The following is a 19,213-nucleotide window of genomic DNA, read 5'->3' as shown; positions in this document are numbered from 1 at the left end:
TTTATGATTTCATCAGCGGCTCCCATGCTGTTTTCAGCTTTTTGATACCGAGCCGGATGTCCTCTTCAGAAAGCCCTCCATAACCGATTAAGACAGAAACAAACGGCGGCTGGCTTTTGTACGATGGAGATACCGGATAGACATTCACTCTGTTTTTGGCAGCAGCTTTTATCGCTTCATCCTCACTGGCTGAAAACATGAGCCGGAGCAGGATGTGAAGCCCCGAGTTTTTTCCGAGAACCTCAACACTGTCTCCCAGTTCAGTTCGTATCGCTTCCAGCAGAACAGCATGTTTTTTTCGATACAAGGATCTCATCCTGTTCAAATGCTTTTGCCATTCGCCGTTTTCAATGAAATCTGCCAATGCCAATTGATTATGGGAAGAGACCGCCTGTTTCATCAAATGCGCATTTTTTCTTACGGGTTCAATAAGTGCAGCAGGAAGAATCATATAGCTGATCCGCAAAGAAGGGAGCAATGATTTTGAAAAAGTGCCGAGGTAAATGACCCTGCCATTCGGGTCAAGGCCTTGCAGAGATGGAATGGGCTGCCCGCTGTAGCGGAATTCTCCATCATAATCATCCTCAATAATAAATGAGTTTGCCTCTTTTGCCCAAGATAACAGCTCTTGTCTTCGGGCGATCGTCATTATGCTCCCGAGCGGGAATTGATGCGAGGGAGTCGTATAGACAAGATGCGGGCTCTCGTGTGTAAGGCTAGCCGGCAAGACTCCTTCTTCATCAGTGCAAATGGGGATCACGTTCATGTGATTGGCCTCAAACATTCGTCTTGAACGGTGAAATCCCGGTTCTTCAAAACCGACTTTTGTTCCCGGCTGAAGCGTAAGGCAAAGAATTTGCAGAAGGACAGTAGTGCCTGCTCCGATAATAATCTGGCTGGGGCCACAATTGACACCGCGTGACAGTCTGACAAATCGGGCTATCATTTCTCTGAGTGCAGGTTCTCCTTGAGGATCGCCTGAGGTGTGAAATTGTTCAGAATACAGATCGAGACTTTTCACTATGCTTTTTCGCCAAGCGTTAAAGGGAAAGTGGACCGGATCTACATTTCCTTGGTGAAAGTTAATAACAGGTTCTATCTCCTTATGAGTGACCGATTGAGGAGGCGGTTGATATGATACTGGAGCAGCCGGAAACTCAGGTTCAATTTCTGCCGCAAACCAGCCGATTTTAGGCTTGCTTTTGACATATCCTTCAGCGGTTAATTGCTCGTAGGCGCGTTCTACCGTTGCCGTGCTGACACCGAGCAAGCCGGAGAGCCTGCGTTTTGACGGAAGCCTCATTCCCTTGGTGATTCTGGCATGTGTCATTTCTTGTTTGAAATAGGTGTAAAGCTGTTCATACAGCGGTGTTTTGCTTGTTTTATCCAGAAACGGCGTGATATCCATTTTATCTCTCCTTTGCATCTGGCGTGGTCATTTTTTCAGGTTTTGGCTATTTGGTGAATGCCATAAATCGGATATCATCATTGTAACGAATGGAGAGGGGATTGATAAGATGCTTCATATCAAACAATTAACGACGAGAGAAGAGTGGATGGAAGCTTATCCGGTGATGCACGAATTAAGAACAGAGCTGGATGAAGAGACGTATTTACATAGGCTGGAGCGCTGTGTCCAAAAAGAGTCGTATGTGCTGTTTGCCTTATATGAGGATAAAGCAATCAGGGCGCTGTGCGGCGCACTGCCAAGGGTCTCGCTTCATAAAGGAGAGTACGTATGGATAGCGGATCTTGTCACAAGCGGGTCTCACAGATCTAAAGGGTACGGCAAACTTCTTTTGGATTATGCGGCAAACTGGGCGAAAGATGCGGGCTATCCTCTTGTCAGTCTTTCATCAGGTCTTCAGCGCAAAGACGCCCACAGATTTTATACGGATAAAATGGGATTTACGATTGAAAGCTATTTATTCAGAAAACAATTGTATTAAAAAAAGACGCCGTTTCAGGCGTCTTTTCTGCTAAAAGCCAAACTGTAAGTTGGTATCCACAGATACGATGGTATACACACAGATAATTACAAAGAGATTAAGTACAACGCCGAGCAGGCCAGGACCCGTGCGTCCTCTTTTGATGAAAAGCTCGATAACGCCAAACGGAACGGCGGCCATGGCAAACGGCAGCATTTGATAAGAATAAGAGGTTACATTGCTGATAATCGCCAAATTAAGCAAGAGCAAAGACAGAATTGCTGTTCCGACAGATATCCAGCCAAATACATTATGTTCTTTAAAAATTCTTACCAATTCCATAATTCCACCTCGCCGACATTTGCCGATTTTACTGATTTGTTTTTCAGCATGCGCTGGATTTCCTTGGTCGGACCTGTAACGACTGAGCCGTATACATTAACACCATTTTTCTCTACATAATCCAAGCGGGAATCCACTTTTAAATCTTTTCGTTTTGAGATGACCTGCGCCCATTTCTCGTGCTTCGATATGTAAGTTAAAGCATCGATAAATTGGTCGCCGTTTGACTTGCCTTTTGTATTAAGCGCAGTCAGGAACTTTGAATCTTTCCCTGGGTAGCCAAGCGGCTCTGCGTAAGGGGTATCCTTTGTATTGTTCTCTGTTTCAACCGCGTTCCACAAAAAGCTTACATCATAGCCGCTGAATTTTTGATACACTTCTTTTGTCGGATATGCCCGGTCATAAGAAAGGTAGACCTCGGAAACAGTCCCTTCAGGCAAAGTTTTTAATGTTTTTTCTGCTTTTGCGGTTGTTTGTTCAGACCCGCTTGATGGGTGTGTAAAGTAATGGCCGGCTTTATGGATTTCTAAGTCATAGTAGTTGACGACCGGCGCTTTCACTCTGTCATAAAACATTTCCACCCGTTCATTCCCCACGGCGGCCGTTTTCGTGCCAATCTGTTTTTGCAGCGGGAATTCTGTATTCATGCCAAACAGCTTCACCTGGCTCTTCAGTCCAGAAGTATCGACAAGAACATTTGGCATAGTCAGGGCTACAGTGACTGCGGCAGTTTCCATAAATTCATTGCCGGTGCTGTGTTTTCCTCCCATTCCGTAATAGAGGTAGCTTCCCAGCGTACATAGCGGCAAAATCATTAATGTCGAAATGACGGCAAGCGCGGAAATACGCAAATAAGACTTCCGTTTGCCGTAGGCCAGAATGGCTTTTTGTTTTTCAGGACTGATGTCGACATCCCAATCATGATCGTCTGGCAGCTCACTATCAATCAGTTCCTGATACACTTCGAGCTTCTCAAGTTCCTCTTCAAACGCGGTCATTTCCTGATCGCTCATTTCACCGTTTTTATATTGATCAAAACGCTTTTTAAATTCTTCATTCATCATTAACACCTCTATTATAAAGTGCTTTCAGCCGCTGTCTGGCACGAAACAAAACACTTTTAAAATTCGCCTCTGAAATATTCATAATATGGGATGCTTCTTTGTAATTTAATTCTTTTAAATAATATAGTGTTAACGCCTCCCGATAGTTATCGGGGAGCTCGGACATATAACCAGTCAGCACTTCCTTTATCTCTACCTGATGTGCAGGGCTCTGAACAGCAGTCTGAAAGAGACTTCCAATCAAATCATCAGAAATGGTTACTTCTTTCTTATGCTTTCTGACGTAATCAATGAAGGCGTTCCGCGCCACTTGAAAAAGCCAGGGCTTTACTTTGCTGTGATCATAGGAGTGAATGTGTATGTATGCCCGCATAAAGGTTTCCTGCAGCAAGTCTTCGGCAAGATGCTTGTCTTTTGTCATGGAGAGCAGGAACCTGTAAACATCATTCATGTACATTTGGTAAATTTCATCGATCGTCACTGCCTTTTCTCCCCTCTATGTTATACACGCATAAGAAAGGTTTAAAGTTGCACATTACATGCAAACGGCTTTTTAATACGTAATCAAACACCATTACTCTATAGTACCGAAAATTTGCCCTGAAAGATAGTGGTGAGAAATGTTTAACATTTTTTCCATCAGGGAAACCATAGTGAAAAAGTGAAGGAGTGGCACAATGGAATATACCAGTATCTCAGACACAGAAATAAAAGCCTCCCGAATTGGACTCGGCACATGGGCGATCGGCGGAACCATGTGGGGGGGGCACTGATGAAAAAACATCGATCGAAACCATCCGCGCCGCTCTTGATAAGGGGATCACACTGATTGACACCGCGCCGGCATATGGCTTCGGACAGTCCGAAGAAATTGTCGGGAAGGCGATCAAGCAGCATGGGGCAAGAGATCAGGTTGTTCTTGCCACTAAAACGGCGCTGGATTGGAAAAACAATCAGCTGTTCCGCCATGCTAACAGAGCGAGAATCATACAGGAGGTCGAGGATTCCCTGCAACGGCTTCAGACGGATTATATCGATCTATATCAGGTGCACTGGCCTGATCCGCTTGTCCCGATAGAGGAAACCGCAGAAGTGATGAAGGAATTATATGATGCCGGGAAAATCCGCGCAATCGGCGTGAGTAATTTTTCGGTTGAACAAATGGATACGTTTCGGACTGTTGCTCCGCTTCATACAATCCAGCCTCCTTACAATCTGTTTGAAAGGGAAATTGAAGAGAATGTGCTCCCGTATGCAAAAGACAAGCAGATGACAACACTATTGTACGGCAGTTTATGCAGAGGGCTGTTAACAGGAAAAATGACAGAAGATCAATCGTTTGAGGGAGACGATCTCCGAAATCACGATCCGAAATTCCAGAAGCCAAAATTTAAAGAGTATCTTTCTGCTGTCAATCAATTAGATGAGCTGGCGAAGACAGGGTATGGAAAATCAGTGATTCATCTGGCCGTCAGATGGATTTTAGACCAGCCGGGAGCGGGAATCGCTCTTTGGGGGGCTAGAAAACCTGAGCAAATAGAAGCGGTATCAGAAATTACCGGCTGGACGCTGAGCAGTGAAGATAAAAAAGACATCAATACCATATTGGAACATACGATATCAAACCCGGTCGGACCGGAATTTATGGCGCCTCCGACAAGAGAGGGCATTTAACAAAAAGCTGAGGATGATTCCTCAGTTTTTTGACGTTAAGAAAAGAGAAATCTTAAAAATTAGTACCAGGTAATAAAAAATGTTGTTATAATAAGTAACAGAAAGAATCATTGATTACGACAAAGGAAGTGCGATATGTATAAGTTTTGTGCAAATGCTTTAAAAGTTATTCTTTCTCTTCGCGGAGGAGTGAAGGTGTATAACAAAGAAAACCTTCCGGCCGATTCAGGTTTTGTCATCGCGTGTACACACTCTGGCTGGGTTGATGTGATCACACTCGGAGTCGGGATTCTTCCTTATCAAATACACTACATGGCGAAAAAAGAGCTTTTTCAAAATAAATGGATCGGTTCGTTTCTGAAGAAAATTCATGCCTTTCCGGTAGACCGGGAAAATCCCGGCCCAAGCAGCATTAAAACGCCGATTAAGCTGCTGAAAGAAGGAGAAATTGTCGGAATCTTCCCAAGCGGAACAAGAACCTCTGAGGATGTGCCTTTAAAAAGAGGCGCAGTGACAATTGCGCAAATGGGGAAAGCGCCCCTTGTTCCGGCCGCTTATAAAGGACCTTCAAGCGGAAAGGCGTTGTTCAAAAAAGGAAAAATGAAGCTGATTATCGGTAAACCTTTGCAGCAGGCCGATTTTGCCCATCTTCCGTCTAAGGAAAGGCTGGCGGCTATGACAGAGGCTTTGAATAACAGCATTAAAGAGCTTGAAAAGAAGCTGGAACAACTTTAATTCATCAGTCATTGCATTCATCCATTTCCCGATTGTTTATAATTTCCTGGGCCATTAGCTATACTAAATGAGGTATTGACCATTGGGAAAGGTTACGGATCATGAAAAAAATGATAATCGTCGGGGCTGGAATTTTGGGAGCATCAACAGCATATCAGCTAGCCAAAATGGGTGCAGAGGTTCTTGTTATAGATCGGAAAGATAAGGGCCAGGCCACCCATGCAGCGAAAGGCATTATCTGTCCATGGCTGTCTCCTCGCCGTGATCAGGCTTGGTACCGGCTGGCAAAGGACGGAGCGCGCTTTTATCCTCGGTTCATAGAAGAACTTAGAAAAGAAGGCGAGACGGACATTGGTTATGCTCAAGTCGGTGCTCTCAGTATTCATCAAGATATAGAAAAGATAGAAAAGATCGAAAAACGTGTGCGGGAGCGTAAACAAGCTGCCGCGGAAATTGGTGAGATTACGTTTCTTCATGAAAACCAAACCGCTGATTTGTTTCCTCTGCTGGCTGAACGGTACCATTCTGTTCATATAAGCGGAGCCGCCCGCGTGGATGGAGAAGTGCTGCGAGATACATTATTGAGATCTGCTCAAAGAAACGGCGCAGTCATTTTAAAAGGCGATGCTGCACTTCGACATCATTCGAATCGTGTCACAGGCGTAACTGTCGGTAATGAAATCTATTCTTCTGACGAGGTTATTGTTTGTGCCGGTGTTTGGGCAGACCAATTGTTAGCGCCTTTGGGAATTCACTTCAAAGTAAGTGTGCAAAAAGCGCAAATTGTGTATGTGCAGGTGCCGAATGTAAATCATATCGACAGCTGGCCTGCAGTGATGCCGCCTTCCAAAGAATATCTTTTAGCTTATCATGACAATAGAATAGCCATCGGTGCGACACGTGAAGATGAGATAGGCGGACGTGATGTACGGATAACGGCTGGCGGGCTGCAGGAACTTCTGAGCAAAGGATTAGAAATGGCTCCCGGCTTAGCGAACAGCACCTTTCAAGAGGCAAGAGTCGGCTTACGCCCCTTTACACCAGGCGATGTGCCGGTGATCGGATCTCTTCCCGGCTGGAAGGGGATCATAGTGGCAAACGGTCTTGGGTCGTCTGGTTTAACAATGGGCCCCTATATGGGGGAGCAGTTGGCGAAGCTGGCCCTCAAAATGGATTTGGATATCAATTTAGATGATTATGATATAAAAAAAGCAGCAGGAGTCCGGTGATCACCTGCTGCTTTTTTGTGATGTTTATATTTTTGATAATGATAGCTGATCCTCTGGCAGTGCTTTAAGAGAGCCGTCATTATTTAATACAGAACGCCATGTATAACGCGGTTCATAGCCAAGGACCTTTTTGGCTTTATCGATTGCCATCAGCGTTTCAAATCCTTTTATATCTCTCTTTAAAGATACATCGGGGAAAAATCGTTTTACTAAGTCTTCACTCGATTCTTTCATGATGGTATCGGGTGCAGTAATATGGAAGACGTCATTTCCGAGATTGTTTTTTTCGAGTGCTAGAAGGCAAGCATGTGCAGCATCCCTGACATCACAATACGCCCATGCGTTTTTCTTTTGAATATCCTTTTGCTGCTCGTTCCAGTGCATGCCTGGGATTTTTTCGTACTCATCAGGCTCATATATATTCGCAAAGCGGAGAGTGACAATTTGTGTATTGATCAGCTTTGAATACATATCTGAGAGGATTTCGGTCAGCCGTTTTGCCATCGCATAAGATGACTTTACGATCGTTGGATGCTCCTCGTCTACGGGAAGGTAACTGAGCTCGTCCGGCACAAATGGATATCCCAGCACCGTTTCACTTGAAGCCCACACAAGCTTACGGATTTTAAAATCTTTACAGGCTTCCAGGATATTAAAATTAACAAGCATATTATTTTCAAATATCGCCTGTGATGTATTCCTGACATCTGTAGGGATATTCCCAAGGTGAATCACAGCGTCACAGCCCATCATTAGCTGACATACCTGACCGTAATCCCGCAAATCAGCTTGAATAAATTTTTTCGATGCGGATTCTTCTTTTAATACTCTGTCTGATGCTGTCACATCATGGCCGGCCTCTAATATTGTTCTTACAGCCCAGCGTCCGATTTTACCTGCTGCTCCAGTTACGACAACTTTCATGTTTTCGCTCCTTTTCGATAATAATGCAGAGATGTTCGTTTTTCTCGCAGTTGCACCTTTTTAGAGTTCCCGCGGATGACCGATTTATTAGCAGCAGTTTTCAGAAGAGAGGTATGATCACGTCAAAAACGAACCAGAATAAAAAAAGACACCCCAATAAAGGGTGTCTTTTTCAAATTATGCTTCTTTCGACTCTCCAACTTCTATCAGCTTTTCTGCTGCGAGCTTTTTCACTTCAATATAAGCGACGTGGTGGCCGTCAATTTCATTAATAATAAATTCACAGCCTTCTTCGATAATTGAATCGTTCTTTTCAACATCGTATTTCTGAGTAAGGAACCAGCCGCCGATCGTATCGACTTCTTCATTCTCTAAATGAATGCCGAGCAGGTCGTTCACTTGGTCGATCAAGACTTTACCGTCCAGCATGTAATGGCCTTCGCCGATTTTGCGGATTTCGCTGATTTCATCAATATCAAACTCATCGCGGATTTCGCCAACGATTTCTTCAATAATGTCCTCTACCGTCACCAGTCCGGCAGTTCCGCCGTATTCATCTGACAGGATTGCCATGTGGACTCTTTCTTTTTGCATTTTGACAAGCAAATCATGGATCGGCGCAGATTCAATCACATGAATGATCGGATTCACGAATTGAGAGATGGTGGAATCAACAGAAACCTCGCCGCTGATGCAGGCGGTCAGCACTTCTTTAATATTAATAACCCCGATAATATTATCTTTATCGCCCTCTTCTACTGGGTAGCGGGTATATTTTTCAATTTGAATGATTTCCATCATTTCAGAAATCTTAATATCGTGCGGAAGGCTGACAATCTCGGTCCGCGGGATCATAATTTCTTTCGCGAGCCTGTCGTCAAATTCAAAGATTTTATTCACATATTTAAACTCTGACTGGTTAATTTCACCGCTTTTATAGCTTTCCGACAGAATGATTCTTAGCTCTTCTTCAGAGTGAGCCAATTCGTTTTCTGATACGGTCTCCAGGCCAAAAGCTTTTGTCAATAACCGTGCGGAATTGTTCAAAAGCCAGATGAACGGGAACATGATGCGGTAAAACCAAATCAGCGGTTTCGCAAACAGCATAGACACTGCTTCCGCCTTTTGGATGGCAACTGTCTTAGGTGCAAGTTCTCCGACAACAACGTGCAGGAACGTGATAATGGCATACGCCAAAATAAACGATATGATATGTGAAAGGGAACTTGGTACGTCCAATTGTACGAAAAGCGGATGAACAAGCCTTTCAATCGTTGATTCCCCTAAAACCCCTAATCCAATGGAAGTCAATGTAATTCCAAGCTGACACGCAGACAGATACTCATCAAGATGCGTGGTCACTCTTTTTGCGGCAATTGCTGCTTTATTTCCTTCCGCGATCAGCTGATCAATCCGTGAGCCTCTGATTCTGATAATGGCAAACTCAGATGCTACGAAAAACGCCGTCAGGGCGATTAAAACAGCGACTAAAATCAAATTCACTATGTCCAATTAGAACCTTCACTCTACAATGAGAATGAAGGTAACACCTCCTGTTAGTAAAATGGTTTTAACTTAACAGCAGCATAAATGATTGGAACACGGCGAGCTTTTCGGGTGTAAGTTTGCTTTTTAGCTTGTCACGCTCCTCAGGCTCCAGCCGTTCAAACCGATGCAAGATTCCGGAGATGTTTTGATTCATATAATCAATTTCAGATGCCAGATTTCCAATTTCATCATGATCTATGGCTGAAGAGGGAAACTGGTTCTCCAGTCGATCTTTAATATCGGACAGGGCCAATCGCTGCTGCTTGCAATCTACAATAAATATGAGTCGTTTAAGTGCGTTTTCATCGTAGTAACGATAATTTGAACAGGATCTGGCCGGCGTCAGCAGACCAAGATTCGTATAATAATCAACTGTTCGTTTCGTTACTCCGGCAAGTGCCGCTAGTTCACTGATACGATAAGTCTCAGCCCCATCTAAATCCCTCCCAACCATCACGTTATAGTTATGAGAATAGTTTAATATATGAAGGGTGCCTTACACAAGTTTATTGTTTTTTTGAGATGCCGGATATGGAAATTGTGGCATCCGAATTCTGATTGAAGTAACATAGATAGATAGAATGTTCAATTTATATGTGCAGAAGGGACAGATGAGATTGGCTGGTTTATCGCGGGAAATTGAAGAGAACCTTAATAAAGGATCGTGGATTCGAAAGCTGTTCGATGAAGGAGCGAGACTGAAGAAAGAGTTCGGGAATGACCAGGTGTTTGATTTTTCAATCGGCAACCCGGTCGTTGAACCGCCTGAAGCCTTTACGAGAGCATTAATAGAAGAAGCTGAAAAAGGAAACCACGGATACATACAAAATCAGGGCCTTCCTGAAGCTAGAGAAAAAGTCGCGCAATTTCTGGCCGGCCGCTTTGCTGCCGAGTTTTCAGCTGAGCGCGTTGTCATGACAGTAGGTGCGGGCGGCGCATTGAATGTGGCGTTAAAAAGTATATTAAATCCGGGAGAAGAGGTCATGATTCTCGCTCCTTATTTTGCAGAATATAAATTGTATATTGAGAACTATGGCGGGAAGGCTGTCAGCTGCCCGCTGACAGCCCGGTTCGAGATTGACATTGAAGCGGTCAGGCAGGCGATCACCCCGCAGACGAAAGGTCTCATCCTGAATACACCGCATAACCCGACGGGAACCGTACTCAGCCAGAAAAATATAGATGATCTAGGTGCTCTGTTAAAAGAAATCGAAGAGACAAACGGCCAAACCATCTATATGCTGTTTGATGAACCGTACAGTCAGCTGATATATGATGAAGAACTGGCAAATCCGTTTCAATCGTATCACCGTGTCATTTTGGCGAGCTCATTCAGTAAAGACCTCGGCATAGCAGGGGAGCGGCTCGGTTATATCGGCTTAGACAGCAGCATGCCGGATGCTGACCTTTTGATAAACGCTTTTGTGTACTGCAATCGAACGCTTGGATTTGTAAATGCGCCTGTCATGATGCAGCGGGCTGTGGCGAGAATGGATGATTTAAGAATAGACGCAAGCGCTTATAAAGAGCGCAGGGATCTCATGGTTGATATTTTAAAGGAAGCCGGTTTTGAATTTGAAATGCCAAAAGGCGGTTTCTTCGTTTTTCCGAAGTCGCCAATCGAAGATGAAGTCGCATTTTGTGTACATGCAGCGCAAAAGTATAAATTGTTAATTGTACCGAGCAGCGGTTTTGGGATGAAAGGGCACTTCCGTTTATCCTTCAGTGTGCCGCTGGAGCAGATCAAAAAATCACGCGACATCTTTATTGCCTTATATAAAGATTTTTCATAGGCCATCTCAGACAAAAAGATAACAGCTAGTTGAGGCTGTTATCTTTTTTATTTGTCGTATGCCCCAAGCTTTGTCCTGTTTTTCAATTCCTGATTTTATCTCTCCCTTAGATAAACCGCCAAATCCAATCATAACAGCAGAACTATCAAAATGAAGAAAAAAACATTTTTAACGCAAACTGGATAAGCTAATTACTAGCCCTTGCCTGCGCTGCGTGACAGACGCATCTTTTAAGCTTCAAATGATCTAACGGTCACCAATTGTTCCGCCTTAAACGAGCTTCAGCTTGAAAAACAGATCAATGTCTGATATTTCAGTAAACAGCGCCTTGCCAATAGTTTTAGCATCTTAACAGGTGCAGAGTCAGAGATTGAAAGGCTATACACGGATATCGAGAACCTGCTGGCCAGATGAATCAATAGTTTGTCCCATGATAAAAGTCTAAAAATTAAAAATCATTTTTGGAATGAGTTGTGTTACAATAAAATATACAATTTATAATCAAACTTTGACTTGGAGGTGGTATGATGGGGCCCTCTGCTTAGGCAACAATACACCGCGTACCTCAATGTTAAGGAAAAATGATTATATCAGGAGGTGACTCCTTATCCTTTAATGAGGGGATAAGGTTAAATGGACGATATTGACAGTCTGATTTTAATTGGTGTGCTCATTGCTTTAACTGCATTTTTCGTCGCAAGTGAGTTTGCGATTGTTAGAGTAAGGAGATCCAAAATTGATCAGCTTATAACAGAAGGAAACAAACGGGCGATACTCGCAAAGCGTGTCATTACAGATTTGGATGAATATTTATCTGCATCCCAGCTGGGCATTACAGTGACATCAATTGGACTCGGCGTACTGGGGGAGCCGGCATTTGAACGGCTGCTGCACCCATTGTTTGAACCGCTCGGCCTGCCGGAATCGGTTTCTCATGCAGTCTCTTTTGCGGTCGCGTACGGCTTGATTACATTTCTGCATGTTGTTGTAGGTGAACTGGCCCCGAAAACGGTCGCGATTCAAAAGGCTGAACAGCTAACCTTGCTGATAGCGGGTCCGCTGCGACTATTCTATTTGCTCCTGTTTCCGTTTATTTGGATCCTGAATGGATCGGCGCGGCTTTTATGCGGCATGTTTGGTTTAAAGCCGGCGTCAGAACATGAGGGTTCTCATTCTGAAGAAGAACTCAGAATGCTGTTGTCTGAGAGTTTAAAAAACGGAGAGATTAATCCGTCTGAATATAAATATGTGAATAAGATTTTTGAATTTGATAACCGCATTGCCAAAGAAATTATGATACCGCGGAAGGAAATGGCCGCTGTATCAACAGATATGACAATGGCCGAGATGCTGGAGGTTATGCTGAAAGAAAAATACACCCGCTGGCCTGTCACAGATGGGGACAAAGACAGTGTAATTGGCTTGGTCAATACGAAGCATTTGTTTTCTGATTTGCTGTTTATGACAGAAGAGGAAAGAATGAAAATGACGATCCATCCGTATGTGCGGCCAGTGATTGAAGTCATTGAAACAATTCCGGTTCATGATCTGCTGATTAAAATGCAGCGTGAACGCATTCATATGGCGATTTTGTCGGATGAATACGGCGGAACCTCGGGACTTGTCACGACAGAGGACATTCTTGAAGAAATTGTCGGCGAGATCAGAGATGAATTTGATGAAGACGAACAGCCGCTGATCCAAAAGCTTGGCGACCGCCATTATGTTATGGATGGAAAGGTTCGCATGGATCAGGTGAACAGCCTTCTTGGCGCATCGATTCAAGAAGACGTGGACACCATCGGCGGCCTGATATTGAAAGAAAACATTGATATTGAGGCTGGCGAATCCATTCGCATCGGATTATATACAATAAAGGTGCTGAAGATGGATGGCCGTCTGATTAAGCAAATAGATATAAAAGAAGAAATCAGCAAAACAACCGGGGTTACGGCCCACCATACGCTGCCGATGCCCGAGCCGGTCATGCTGAACAGTGCAACCTTGAGCGAGAAATAAGCTCAAGGTTTTTTTATGTCAGCAGCGTCCAGCCGCACCAAAACGCCAAGAGGGACCCGCAAAGCGTTAAGCCAATGTATAGGATGCCTTCCTTTACACGCTTGGCCAGCAAGAGCTGAACACTTTCAACGCTGAAAGTGGAAAAAGTGGTAAAGGCGCCAAAAAAGCCGGTGCCGATGATGAGTGCTGCAGATGAATTTGTCACGTGAAGACCTGTAAAAAGACCAAGACCGAGGGCACCCAGTATATTAACGGTCAAAATGCCGACTGGAAAACGAAGGCTTTCGGTTTTAGATGTTATGACATTGCCGAGCCAAAAACGCAGCACAGCACCTAGTCCTCCCGCAACGAAAATACCAGCTAGTGTCATCATTGCTTCCGCCCCCTTCCTATTTGAAATCGGGCTATTCGCCGTCCTGCCAAAACGCCAAAGAGGGCAAGCCCGATTCCGGATATGAATGAGGACGCCATATACAAAACAGCTAATGACGAATGGGATTGCAACAGCATGACCGTTTCTTTAGAAAATGTTGACATGGTTGTAAAGCCTCCGCAAAAACCGGTGCCTAAAAAAGCCGATAGCAAAGGCCGTTTCGCCCTAATCATAAAAAAGCCGGTCAGAACGCCTAGTAGAAGGCTGCCTGCCGCGTTCTCCAGCCAAGTTGCAGCCGGAAATATGTCATTGTTTATGCCGATGTTCAATCCGTATCGGAGACAAGCGCCAAGGGCGCCTCCGATAAAAACTGCACTATATCTATTCATGTTTTCCATCCTTTAATACGTAGTCCGGGTAGTCTGTGACAATACCGTCCACGCCCATGGCCTGCAATTTGGCTGCTGTTTTCTGATGCCTTACTGTCCATGCAAACACTTTTAATCCGTTTTTATGGGCGGAAGCGATCATGAGACGATTGAGACGTGTGTATTTGATGTTGACATAATTTGCGAAAGATTTGCAGGCTTTCAGCTGATTTCTGGACAGCATGCCAAAATTCGGCCTTGTAATAACGGCTGTCGGAATCGATGGATAAAGCTCGCGGAACCTTTGGATGGAGCGGAATCCAAAGGATTGAACAATATTGTTAATAGAAAAAGAAAATTGTCCTAACAGCTGTCCCACTTCTTCTTCAATTCCGATTTGCGAAGGATGGCCTTTTAGTTCAATTAAAAGCCCGATTTTTTTATGGTAGCGCTTGAGCACGTCCTCCAGAGTCGGGATTTTTTCTCCTTGAAAAGCGGGGCCGTACCAGCTTCCTGCATCGAGTGCCTGCAGCTCCTTCAGCGTAAAATCCTTAACAAAGCCTGAACCGTTTGTTGTCCGGTCCACTCTGTCGTCGTGTATAACGACAATCTGCCTGTCTTTTGTGAGCTGGACATCCAGCTCAATCATATCTGCATTCATTTCTGCCGCGAGATCAAATGCAGCAATTGTATTTTCGGGAGCGTAGCCGGATGCTCCGCGGTGGGCAATGGTGTACAAGCTTGTCAGCTCCTCATATGGGCATTTCTGTTATTGTATCAAATCCATATATGCACCGCGATACCAACTTGTGAATTTTTTTCTGTTATATTTGAATAGTCCAAGCTGAAAACAACGTATAACTGAAACAAGAACACTCGCCGTATCCGAGCATATTTCGGCAGAAAAATAGTGCTTTCGACATGTTCGCAAAATATTCTGTTAATTTATAATAGCAAAAAAGGAGGCGAGATCATGGGAAAAGGGAGAATCAGAGTGGAGGAAAGAATTAAAGCCGAAACAGATGCTGAAATGCAAAAAGCAACTCTCCTTGATCAGACACAAACGAAAAAAAGTAAGTGACTGTCCCTATTGAATCTGGCTGAATGGTTAAAATGAGAAATTGCCCCGGCACTCCGCCGGGGTTTTGTGTTTTATAAAGACATTTAGAGAAGCATTCTGCCGAATGTTTTAGTATAATAAACATTCGATTGGGATAGAGGGGAGACTGCCATGCTAGATCATCTGCAGCAATATTTCACGCTAGATAAAATCATACAAACCGGCATCAGTTTGGCAATTTTGCTGTTGTTTCTTATACTAAGAAAACTGTTTACAAGATATTTCTTTAATTTGCTTTTTAATATGACAAACAAACCGAAAACCGAAATTTTTAAACAGGTGGTTGTGGCATTCGATAAGCCTGCCAGATGGTTTTTTGTTGCCTTAGGGCTGTTTTTAGCGATCCGCTATTCACCGTTTTTAGATGCACAGATGCCGCTGATCAGCAAAGTATACCGCTCGCTGATTGTGGCGCTGTTGTGCTGGGGGCTTTGTAATTTGACCGCTACATCATCTTTTATTTTTCATAAAGTGAATCAGCGCTTCGAACTGGATATGGATGATATTCTGGCGCCGTTTTTGTCTAAGCTGCTCCGTTTTGTCATTATAGCGCTCAGTGTGAGTGTGATCGCGCAGGAATTCAATTATGACGTCAATGGGTTTGTGGCGGGCCTTGGGCTTGGCGGATTGGCTTTTGCGTTAGCAGCGAAAGACACGATCAGCAACTTCTTTGGCGGAATCATCATTATCACTGAAAAGCCGTTTACGATCGGTGATTGGGTGGAAACGGCGACAGTAACCGGATCAGTGGAGGATATTACCTTCAGAAGCACAAGATTCAGAACAGCGCAGGGTGCGCTTGTAACGGTGCCGAATTCCACGCTGTCGATGGAAGCCATCACGAACTGGACGAGAATGACCAAGCGTCAGATTACGTTTTCCATTCATGTATCCTACGCAACGCCGATTGAAAATTTGGAACGCTGCATTCGTTCGCTCAGAAAGATGCTGCTTGAACATGAAGGCGTCGATAATGATACAATCATGGTCAATTTCGATACGTTTGCTGACAGCTATTACAATTTATTTTTCAACTTCTATACAAAAACAACGGTTTGGGCGGAGAACCTTCATGTCAGAGAGGATATCAACTACAAAATTATTGAAATCCTCGGCGCTGAAGGGGTTGAATTTGCTTATCCCGGACAAATGGTGTATGTCAACCAGAAGCACCAGCACGATCCGTTTCAAGTAAATCTCAATAAAGGGGAAAAGGAACGGGCTTAAAAAAGAAAGACTTCGTCTCAAAGAGGCGGAGTCTTTTTCATTTCATGGTAAAATAAGAGAAAAATGACTGTAAGGCGGTGTTGAATTGGAAGCATTCAGAAACATGCTGAATGAAGCACAGCGAATTGTCGTGCTGACCGGAGCGGGAATGAGCACAGAATCAGGCATACCCGATTTTCGCTCAGCCGGCGGCATCTGGACTGAGGATGCCTCAAGGATGGAGGCGATGAGCCTTGATTATTTTTTAAGCTATCCGCGTCTGTTTTGGCCTAAGTTCAAAGAATTGTTTCAAATGAAAATGAGCGGGAGCTATGAACCGAATGAAGGGCATTTGCTTTTGGCAGAACTGGAGAAACAAGGGAAGCAGGTGGATATATTCACACAAAACATTGACGGCCTTCATAGAAAAGCCGGAAGCAGACGTGTATACGAGTTGCATGGCTCTATCCAAACAGCAAGCTGTCTCTCATGCGGCGCCCGATATGATCTCCCTCATTTGCTGAAGCATGATGTGCCGGAGTGTACAGCGGTCGGAAATGACGGTGAGGTGTGCGGAACGGTATTAAAAACCGATGTCGTTCTGTTTGGTGATGCCGTTTTGCATTTTGACAAGCTTTATGAAAAGCTGGATAAAGCCGACCTATTATTGGTGATCGGCACGTCTCTTGAGGTTGCTCCCGCCAGATTTGTGCCTGAGGATGCAAGCCGGATTCCAGGCATAAAAAAAGCCATTATTAACCTGGAGCCGACGTACTGCGACAGTTTGTTTGATTTCGTCATCCATCAAAAAATCGGAGAGTTTGCCCGGAGCTTGGGCATAAAAAAGTGAGGCCGCAGATAAGCGCCTCACTTTTTATTCATGAACCGGAACCATTGTATCCTTTAACACACCGAAGGAATAGCCCTTTTCTTTCAGTTTATGGATTAGCACCGGCAGTGCGTTTACTGTAGCAGGAAGATCGTGCATGAGAATCACATACGGCCGATTAGAATGGCTGTGTTCCATATTGTCAAGCTGCTGCAGTACTTCTGCTACGTATTTTGAGTTGCGGTATTTCCAGTCCATGCTGTCAATCGTCCAATCCCAGTACACAAAACCGTCTTTTTCTAGATTGCGAATTTGTGAATCTGTAAGAGACGGCTTGCTGCCGTAGGGCGTTCTGACGAGATCAGTGCGATAGCCTGTAATGCTTTCCAGCGTGTCACGCGCCTGCTGCATTTCTTTTAGCGGTGATGTCGGCGTTTGGTAAAACAATTTGTTATTATGCGTGACCCCGTGTAAACCGAGTGCATGCCCTTCATTTCCGGCCCTTTTAACCGCGTGTTTGAATTCGTTCATTCGCGGTGACAGCATAAAAAATGTCGCCTTTACATCGGCGCTTTTCAGTACGTCCAGCAAGCGGTTTGTAGAGGCTGACGGGCCATCATCGAAGGTTAAATAAACCGTTTTGTCTCCCATATTCTGCTCGGTCTGCAAATGTTTTATCAGCAGGCCTGGGGAGTCGTCTTTCAGCTTCAGGCTTTCCTTCTCATCACGAAGCTGGCTGTTTGTTGTGACAGTGATCTCCTTTGCTTTCGAGGAGCTGTTGGAATAACCTAAAATCACCATAAGCAAAAGCAGCACACATAAAACTGCTAAACTTGCAAATTTAAAAGCAAGCGAAACTGCAGAAGGAGAAGCGTCTCCTCTCGTTTGTCGCATATCAATCTCTCCAGTGGCATAAAATCTCTACATACCGCTGTATTGGCAGCTCTGAAGGTGCCATTGTTTACAACCTATGTATTACGAGTCAAGTATACAGGAATAAAACTGGAAAGAACATAGAAAAAATGTCGAAATGTCAGATTTTAAGGAAAAAATAATCTCCTTCCCAGCTATTGAGTTCTTGATCTTTCTGTTTTTCAGCTGGTTTGATATGGTAGAATGAGTGACAATGACAGCTTGATTAGACATCAGGATAAATACGAAAAAGGGAGGGCTTATATGAAGATTTTAGTCAATGGCCAACTGGTGGAGCGGAACGAGGCATCCGTTGATGTGGAAGATCGCGGTTATCAGTTTGGAGACGGAATCTATGAGGTTATCAGGGTGTATAAAGGGGTATTATTCGGCTTGCGCGAGCATGCGGAGCGTTTATTCAGAAGCGCGGCTGAGATCGGAATTTCACTGCCGTTCAGTTTAGAAGATTTAGAGTGGGACCTGCAAAAGCTTGTGCAGGAAAATGCGGTCAGCGACGGAGCGGTTTACATTCAAACCACCAGAGGGGTTGCTCCGCGAAAACACCAATATGAAGCGGGCCTTGAGCCGCAGACGACGGCCTATACATTTTCTGTTAAAAAGCCGGAACAGGAGCAGACATACGGCGTTTCAGCCATCACGGATGAGGATCTTCGCTGGCTGAGATGCGATATTAAAAGTCTGAATTTACTGTATAATGTGATGGCAAAGCAGAAAGCCTACGAAGCAGGAGCATTTGAAGGCATTTTAATAAGAGACGGAATTGTTACAGAAGGTACCTCTTCTAATGTTTATGCCGTTTTAAACGGTACGGTGCGGACGCATCCGGCTAACCGAATGATTCTCAATGGGATTACACGAATGAAGATTTTGGATCTCATCGTAAAGAACGGCATAGAGCTTGATGAAAAGCCCGTTACTGAAGAAGAGCTGAGACAGGCGGAGGAAATCTTTATTTCTTCAACCACGGCAGAGATTGTTCCGGTTGTGACGCTTGATGGTAAATCAGTCGGAAGCGGAGTGCCCGGACCGGTGACAAAACAGCTGCAGGCGGCTTTTCAAGAAAGAATTCAGCAGGCAGCCCGCGTATCATTTTAATGTTAAAAAAGAGCCCGCTTTGCAAGCGGCGCT

At 44.4% G+C, this 19,213-nt stretch carries 20 protein-coding genes and 1 pseudogene; 10 read left to right on the top strand and 11 right to left on the bottom strand.

What is annotated here, in order from left to right; translation table 11 throughout:
- Position 1: 1 nt before the first annotated feature.
- A complete protein-coding gene (gene pdxR, locus MTN95_RS13020; protein WP_248338461.1) occupies positions 2–1,408 on the bottom strand; it encodes a MocR-like pyridoxine biosynthesis transcription factor PdxR in 1,407 nt (468 codons plus the stop codon).
- A gap of 109 nt (positions 1,409–1,517) precedes the next feature.
- On the opposite strand from pdxR, the gene MTN95_RS13015 reads away from it, so the two are divergent.
- Positions 1,518–1,949: a GNAT family N-acetyltransferase gene (locus tag MTN95_RS13015; RefSeq protein WP_248338459.1), complete on the top strand. Its 432-nt coding sequence runs from the start codon at positions 1,518–1,520 to the stop codon at positions 1,947–1,949.
- Between the two features lie 30 nt (positions 1,950–1,979).
- On the opposite strand, the gene MTN95_RS13010 is transcribed toward MTN95_RS13015, so the two are convergent.
- Genes MTN95_RS13010 through sigM form a run of 3 tightly spaced genes read right to left on the bottom strand, consistent with a single transcriptional unit; the run spans position 1,980 to position 3,815 of the window.
- Positions 1,980–2,270, bottom strand: a complete 291-nt coding sequence (locus MTN95_RS13010; RefSeq protein ID WP_024120733.1) for a hypothetical protein — start codon at positions 2,268–2,270, stop codon at positions 1,980–1,982.
- The gene (locus MTN95_RS13005) at positions 2,258–3,334 is read right to left on the bottom strand and encodes an anti-sigma factor (RefSeq protein ID WP_103672370.1); all 1,077 of its coding nucleotides are present in this window, start codon (positions 3,332–3,334) and stop codon (positions 2,258–2,260) included. Before MTN95_RS13005 ends, MTN95_RS13010 begins: the two co-directional genes overlap by 13 nt.
- Positions 3,324–3,815, bottom strand: a complete 492-nt coding sequence (sigM, locus tag MTN95_RS13000; protein WP_024120735.1) for an RNA polymerase sigma factor SigM — start codon at positions 3,813–3,815, stop codon at positions 3,324–3,326. Before sigM ends, MTN95_RS13005 begins: the two co-directional genes overlap by 11 nt.
- Before the next feature lie 196 nt (positions 3,816–4,011).
- On the opposite strand from sigM, the pseudogene MTN95_RS12995 reads away from it, so the two are divergent.
- From MTN95_RS12995 to MTN95_RS12985, 3 genes and pseudogenes are all read left to right on the top strand, one after another.
- Positions 4,012–5,008, top strand: a pseudogene (locus MTN95_RS12995) (aldo/keto reductase).
- Positions 5,009–5,143: 135 nt separating this feature from the next.
- On the top strand, positions 5,144–5,743 hold the full coding sequence (locus MTN95_RS12990; protein ID WP_024120737.1) for a 1-acylglycerol-3-phosphate O-acyltransferase: 600 nt from the start codon (positions 5,144–5,146) through the stop codon (positions 5,741–5,743).
- Between the two features lie 101 nt (positions 5,744–5,844).
- Entirely contained in the window at positions 5,845–6,972 is a 1,128-nt protein-coding gene (locus MTN95_RS12985) for an NAD(P)/FAD-dependent oxidoreductase (RefSeq protein ID WP_202852715.1), read from the top strand.
- Between the two features lie 24 nt (positions 6,973–6,996).
- Here the strand turns inward: MTN95_RS12985 and MTN95_RS12980 are convergent, their stop codons facing one another.
- From MTN95_RS12980 to cueR, 3 genes are all read right to left on the bottom strand, one after another.
- Positions 6,997–7,896 carry an NAD-dependent epimerase/dehydratase family protein gene (locus MTN95_RS12980; RefSeq protein WP_202852714.1) on the bottom strand — a complete coding sequence of 300 codons (900 nt, stop codon included), beginning with the start codon at positions 7,894–7,896 and terminating at the stop codon, positions 6,997–6,999.
- Between the two features lie 177 nt (positions 7,897–8,073).
- The gene (locus tag MTN95_RS12975) at positions 8,074–9,408 is read right to left on the bottom strand and encodes a hemolysin family protein (protein ID WP_248338457.1); all 1,335 of its coding nucleotides are present in this window, start codon (positions 9,406–9,408) and stop codon (positions 8,074–8,076) included.
- Positions 9,409–9,466: 58 nt separating this feature from the next.
- Positions 9,467–9,898 (bottom strand): Cu(I)-responsive transcriptional regulator, encoded by a 432-nt coding sequence (gene cueR / locus MTN95_RS12970; protein WP_024120741.1) that lies wholly within the window; start codon positions 9,896–9,898, stop codon positions 9,467–9,469.
- Positions 9,899–10,055: 157 nt separating this feature from the next.
- Here cueR and MTN95_RS12965 point away from each other — a divergent pair, with 157 nt between their 5' ends.
- Both MTN95_RS12965 and MTN95_RS12960 read left to right on the top strand, forming a co-directional pair.
- On the top strand, positions 10,056–11,237 hold the full coding sequence (locus MTN95_RS12965) for a pyridoxal phosphate-dependent aminotransferase (RefSeq protein WP_248338455.1): 1,182 nt from the start codon (positions 10,056–10,058) through the stop codon (positions 11,235–11,237).
- A 633-nt stretch (positions 11,238–11,870) separates the two neighbouring features.
- Positions 11,871–13,256 carry a hemolysin family protein gene (locus tag MTN95_RS12960; protein WP_105955290.1) on the top strand — a complete coding sequence of 462 codons (1,386 nt, stop codon included), beginning with the start codon at positions 11,871–11,873 and terminating at the stop codon, positions 13,254–13,256.
- A 13-nt stretch (positions 13,257–13,269) separates the two neighbouring features.
- On the opposite strand, the gene crcB is transcribed toward MTN95_RS12960, so the two are convergent.
- The 3 genes from crcB to MTN95_RS12945 are packed head-to-tail and all read right to left on the bottom strand — an operon-like array spanning position 13,270 to position 14,736.
- Positions 13,270–13,626 (bottom strand): fluoride efflux transporter CrcB, encoded by a 357-nt coding sequence (gene crcB / locus MTN95_RS12955; protein WP_248338510.1) that lies wholly within the window; start codon positions 13,624–13,626, stop codon positions 13,270–13,272.
- Entirely contained in the window at positions 13,626–14,018 is a 393-nt protein-coding gene (locus MTN95_RS12950) for a fluoride efflux transporter FluC (protein WP_202852712.1), read from the bottom strand. Before MTN95_RS12950 ends, crcB begins: the two co-directional genes overlap by 1 nt.
- Complete coding sequence (locus MTN95_RS12945) at positions 14,011–14,736, bottom strand: glycerophosphodiester phosphodiesterase (protein ID WP_024120746.1); 726 nt, start codon at positions 14,734–14,736, stop codon at positions 14,011–14,013. The genes MTN95_RS12950 and MTN95_RS12945 overlap by 8 nt, the downstream gene beginning before the upstream one ends.
- Positions 14,737–14,970: 234 nt before the next feature.
- Here MTN95_RS12945 and MTN95_RS12940 point away from each other — a divergent pair, with 234 nt between their 5' ends.
- The 3 genes from MTN95_RS12940 to MTN95_RS12930 all read left to right on the top strand — a co-directional run bounded on the left by MTN95_RS12940 (position 14,971) and on the right by MTN95_RS12930 (position 17,173).
- Entirely contained in the window at positions 14,971–15,078 is a 108-nt protein-coding gene (locus MTN95_RS12940; protein ID WP_003224203.1) for a YhdX family protein, read from the top strand.
- Between the two features lie 150 nt (positions 15,079–15,228).
- Positions 15,229–16,344 (top strand): mechanosensitive ion channel family protein, encoded by a 1,116-nt coding sequence (locus MTN95_RS12935; RefSeq protein WP_248338453.1) that lies wholly within the window; start codon positions 15,229–15,231, stop codon positions 16,342–16,344.
- An 85-nt stretch (positions 16,345–16,429) separates the two neighbouring features.
- Positions 16,430–17,173, top strand: a complete 744-nt coding sequence (locus MTN95_RS12930) for an NAD-dependent protein deacylase (protein ID WP_248338451.1) — start codon at positions 16,430–16,432, stop codon at positions 17,171–17,173.
- 24 nt (positions 17,174–17,197) lie between these two features.
- On the opposite strand, the gene MTN95_RS12925 is transcribed toward MTN95_RS12930, so the two are convergent.
- Entirely contained in the window at positions 17,198–18,046 is an 849-nt protein-coding gene (locus tag MTN95_RS12925; protein ID WP_024120750.1) for a polysaccharide deacetylase family protein, read from the bottom strand.
- A 282-nt stretch (positions 18,047–18,328) separates the two neighbouring features.
- On the opposite strand from MTN95_RS12925, the gene dat reads away from it, so the two are divergent.
- Positions 18,329–19,180 (top strand): D-amino-acid transaminase, encoded by an 852-nt coding sequence (gene dat, locus MTN95_RS12920; protein WP_248338449.1) that lies wholly within the window; start codon positions 18,329–18,331, stop codon positions 19,178–19,180.
- Positions 19,181–19,213: the final 33 nt, after the last annotated feature.

Origin of the sequence: Bacillus sp. 2CMS4F (genome assembly GCF_023161785.1) — a bacterium.
In the GTDB taxonomy this organism is placed as follows: Bacteria; Bacillota; Bacilli; order Bacillales; family Bacillaceae; genus Bacillus; species Bacillus halotolerans.
Note: the sequence above shows the minus strand (reverse complement) of the source record. Positions and strands in the feature narration are given on the sequence as shown.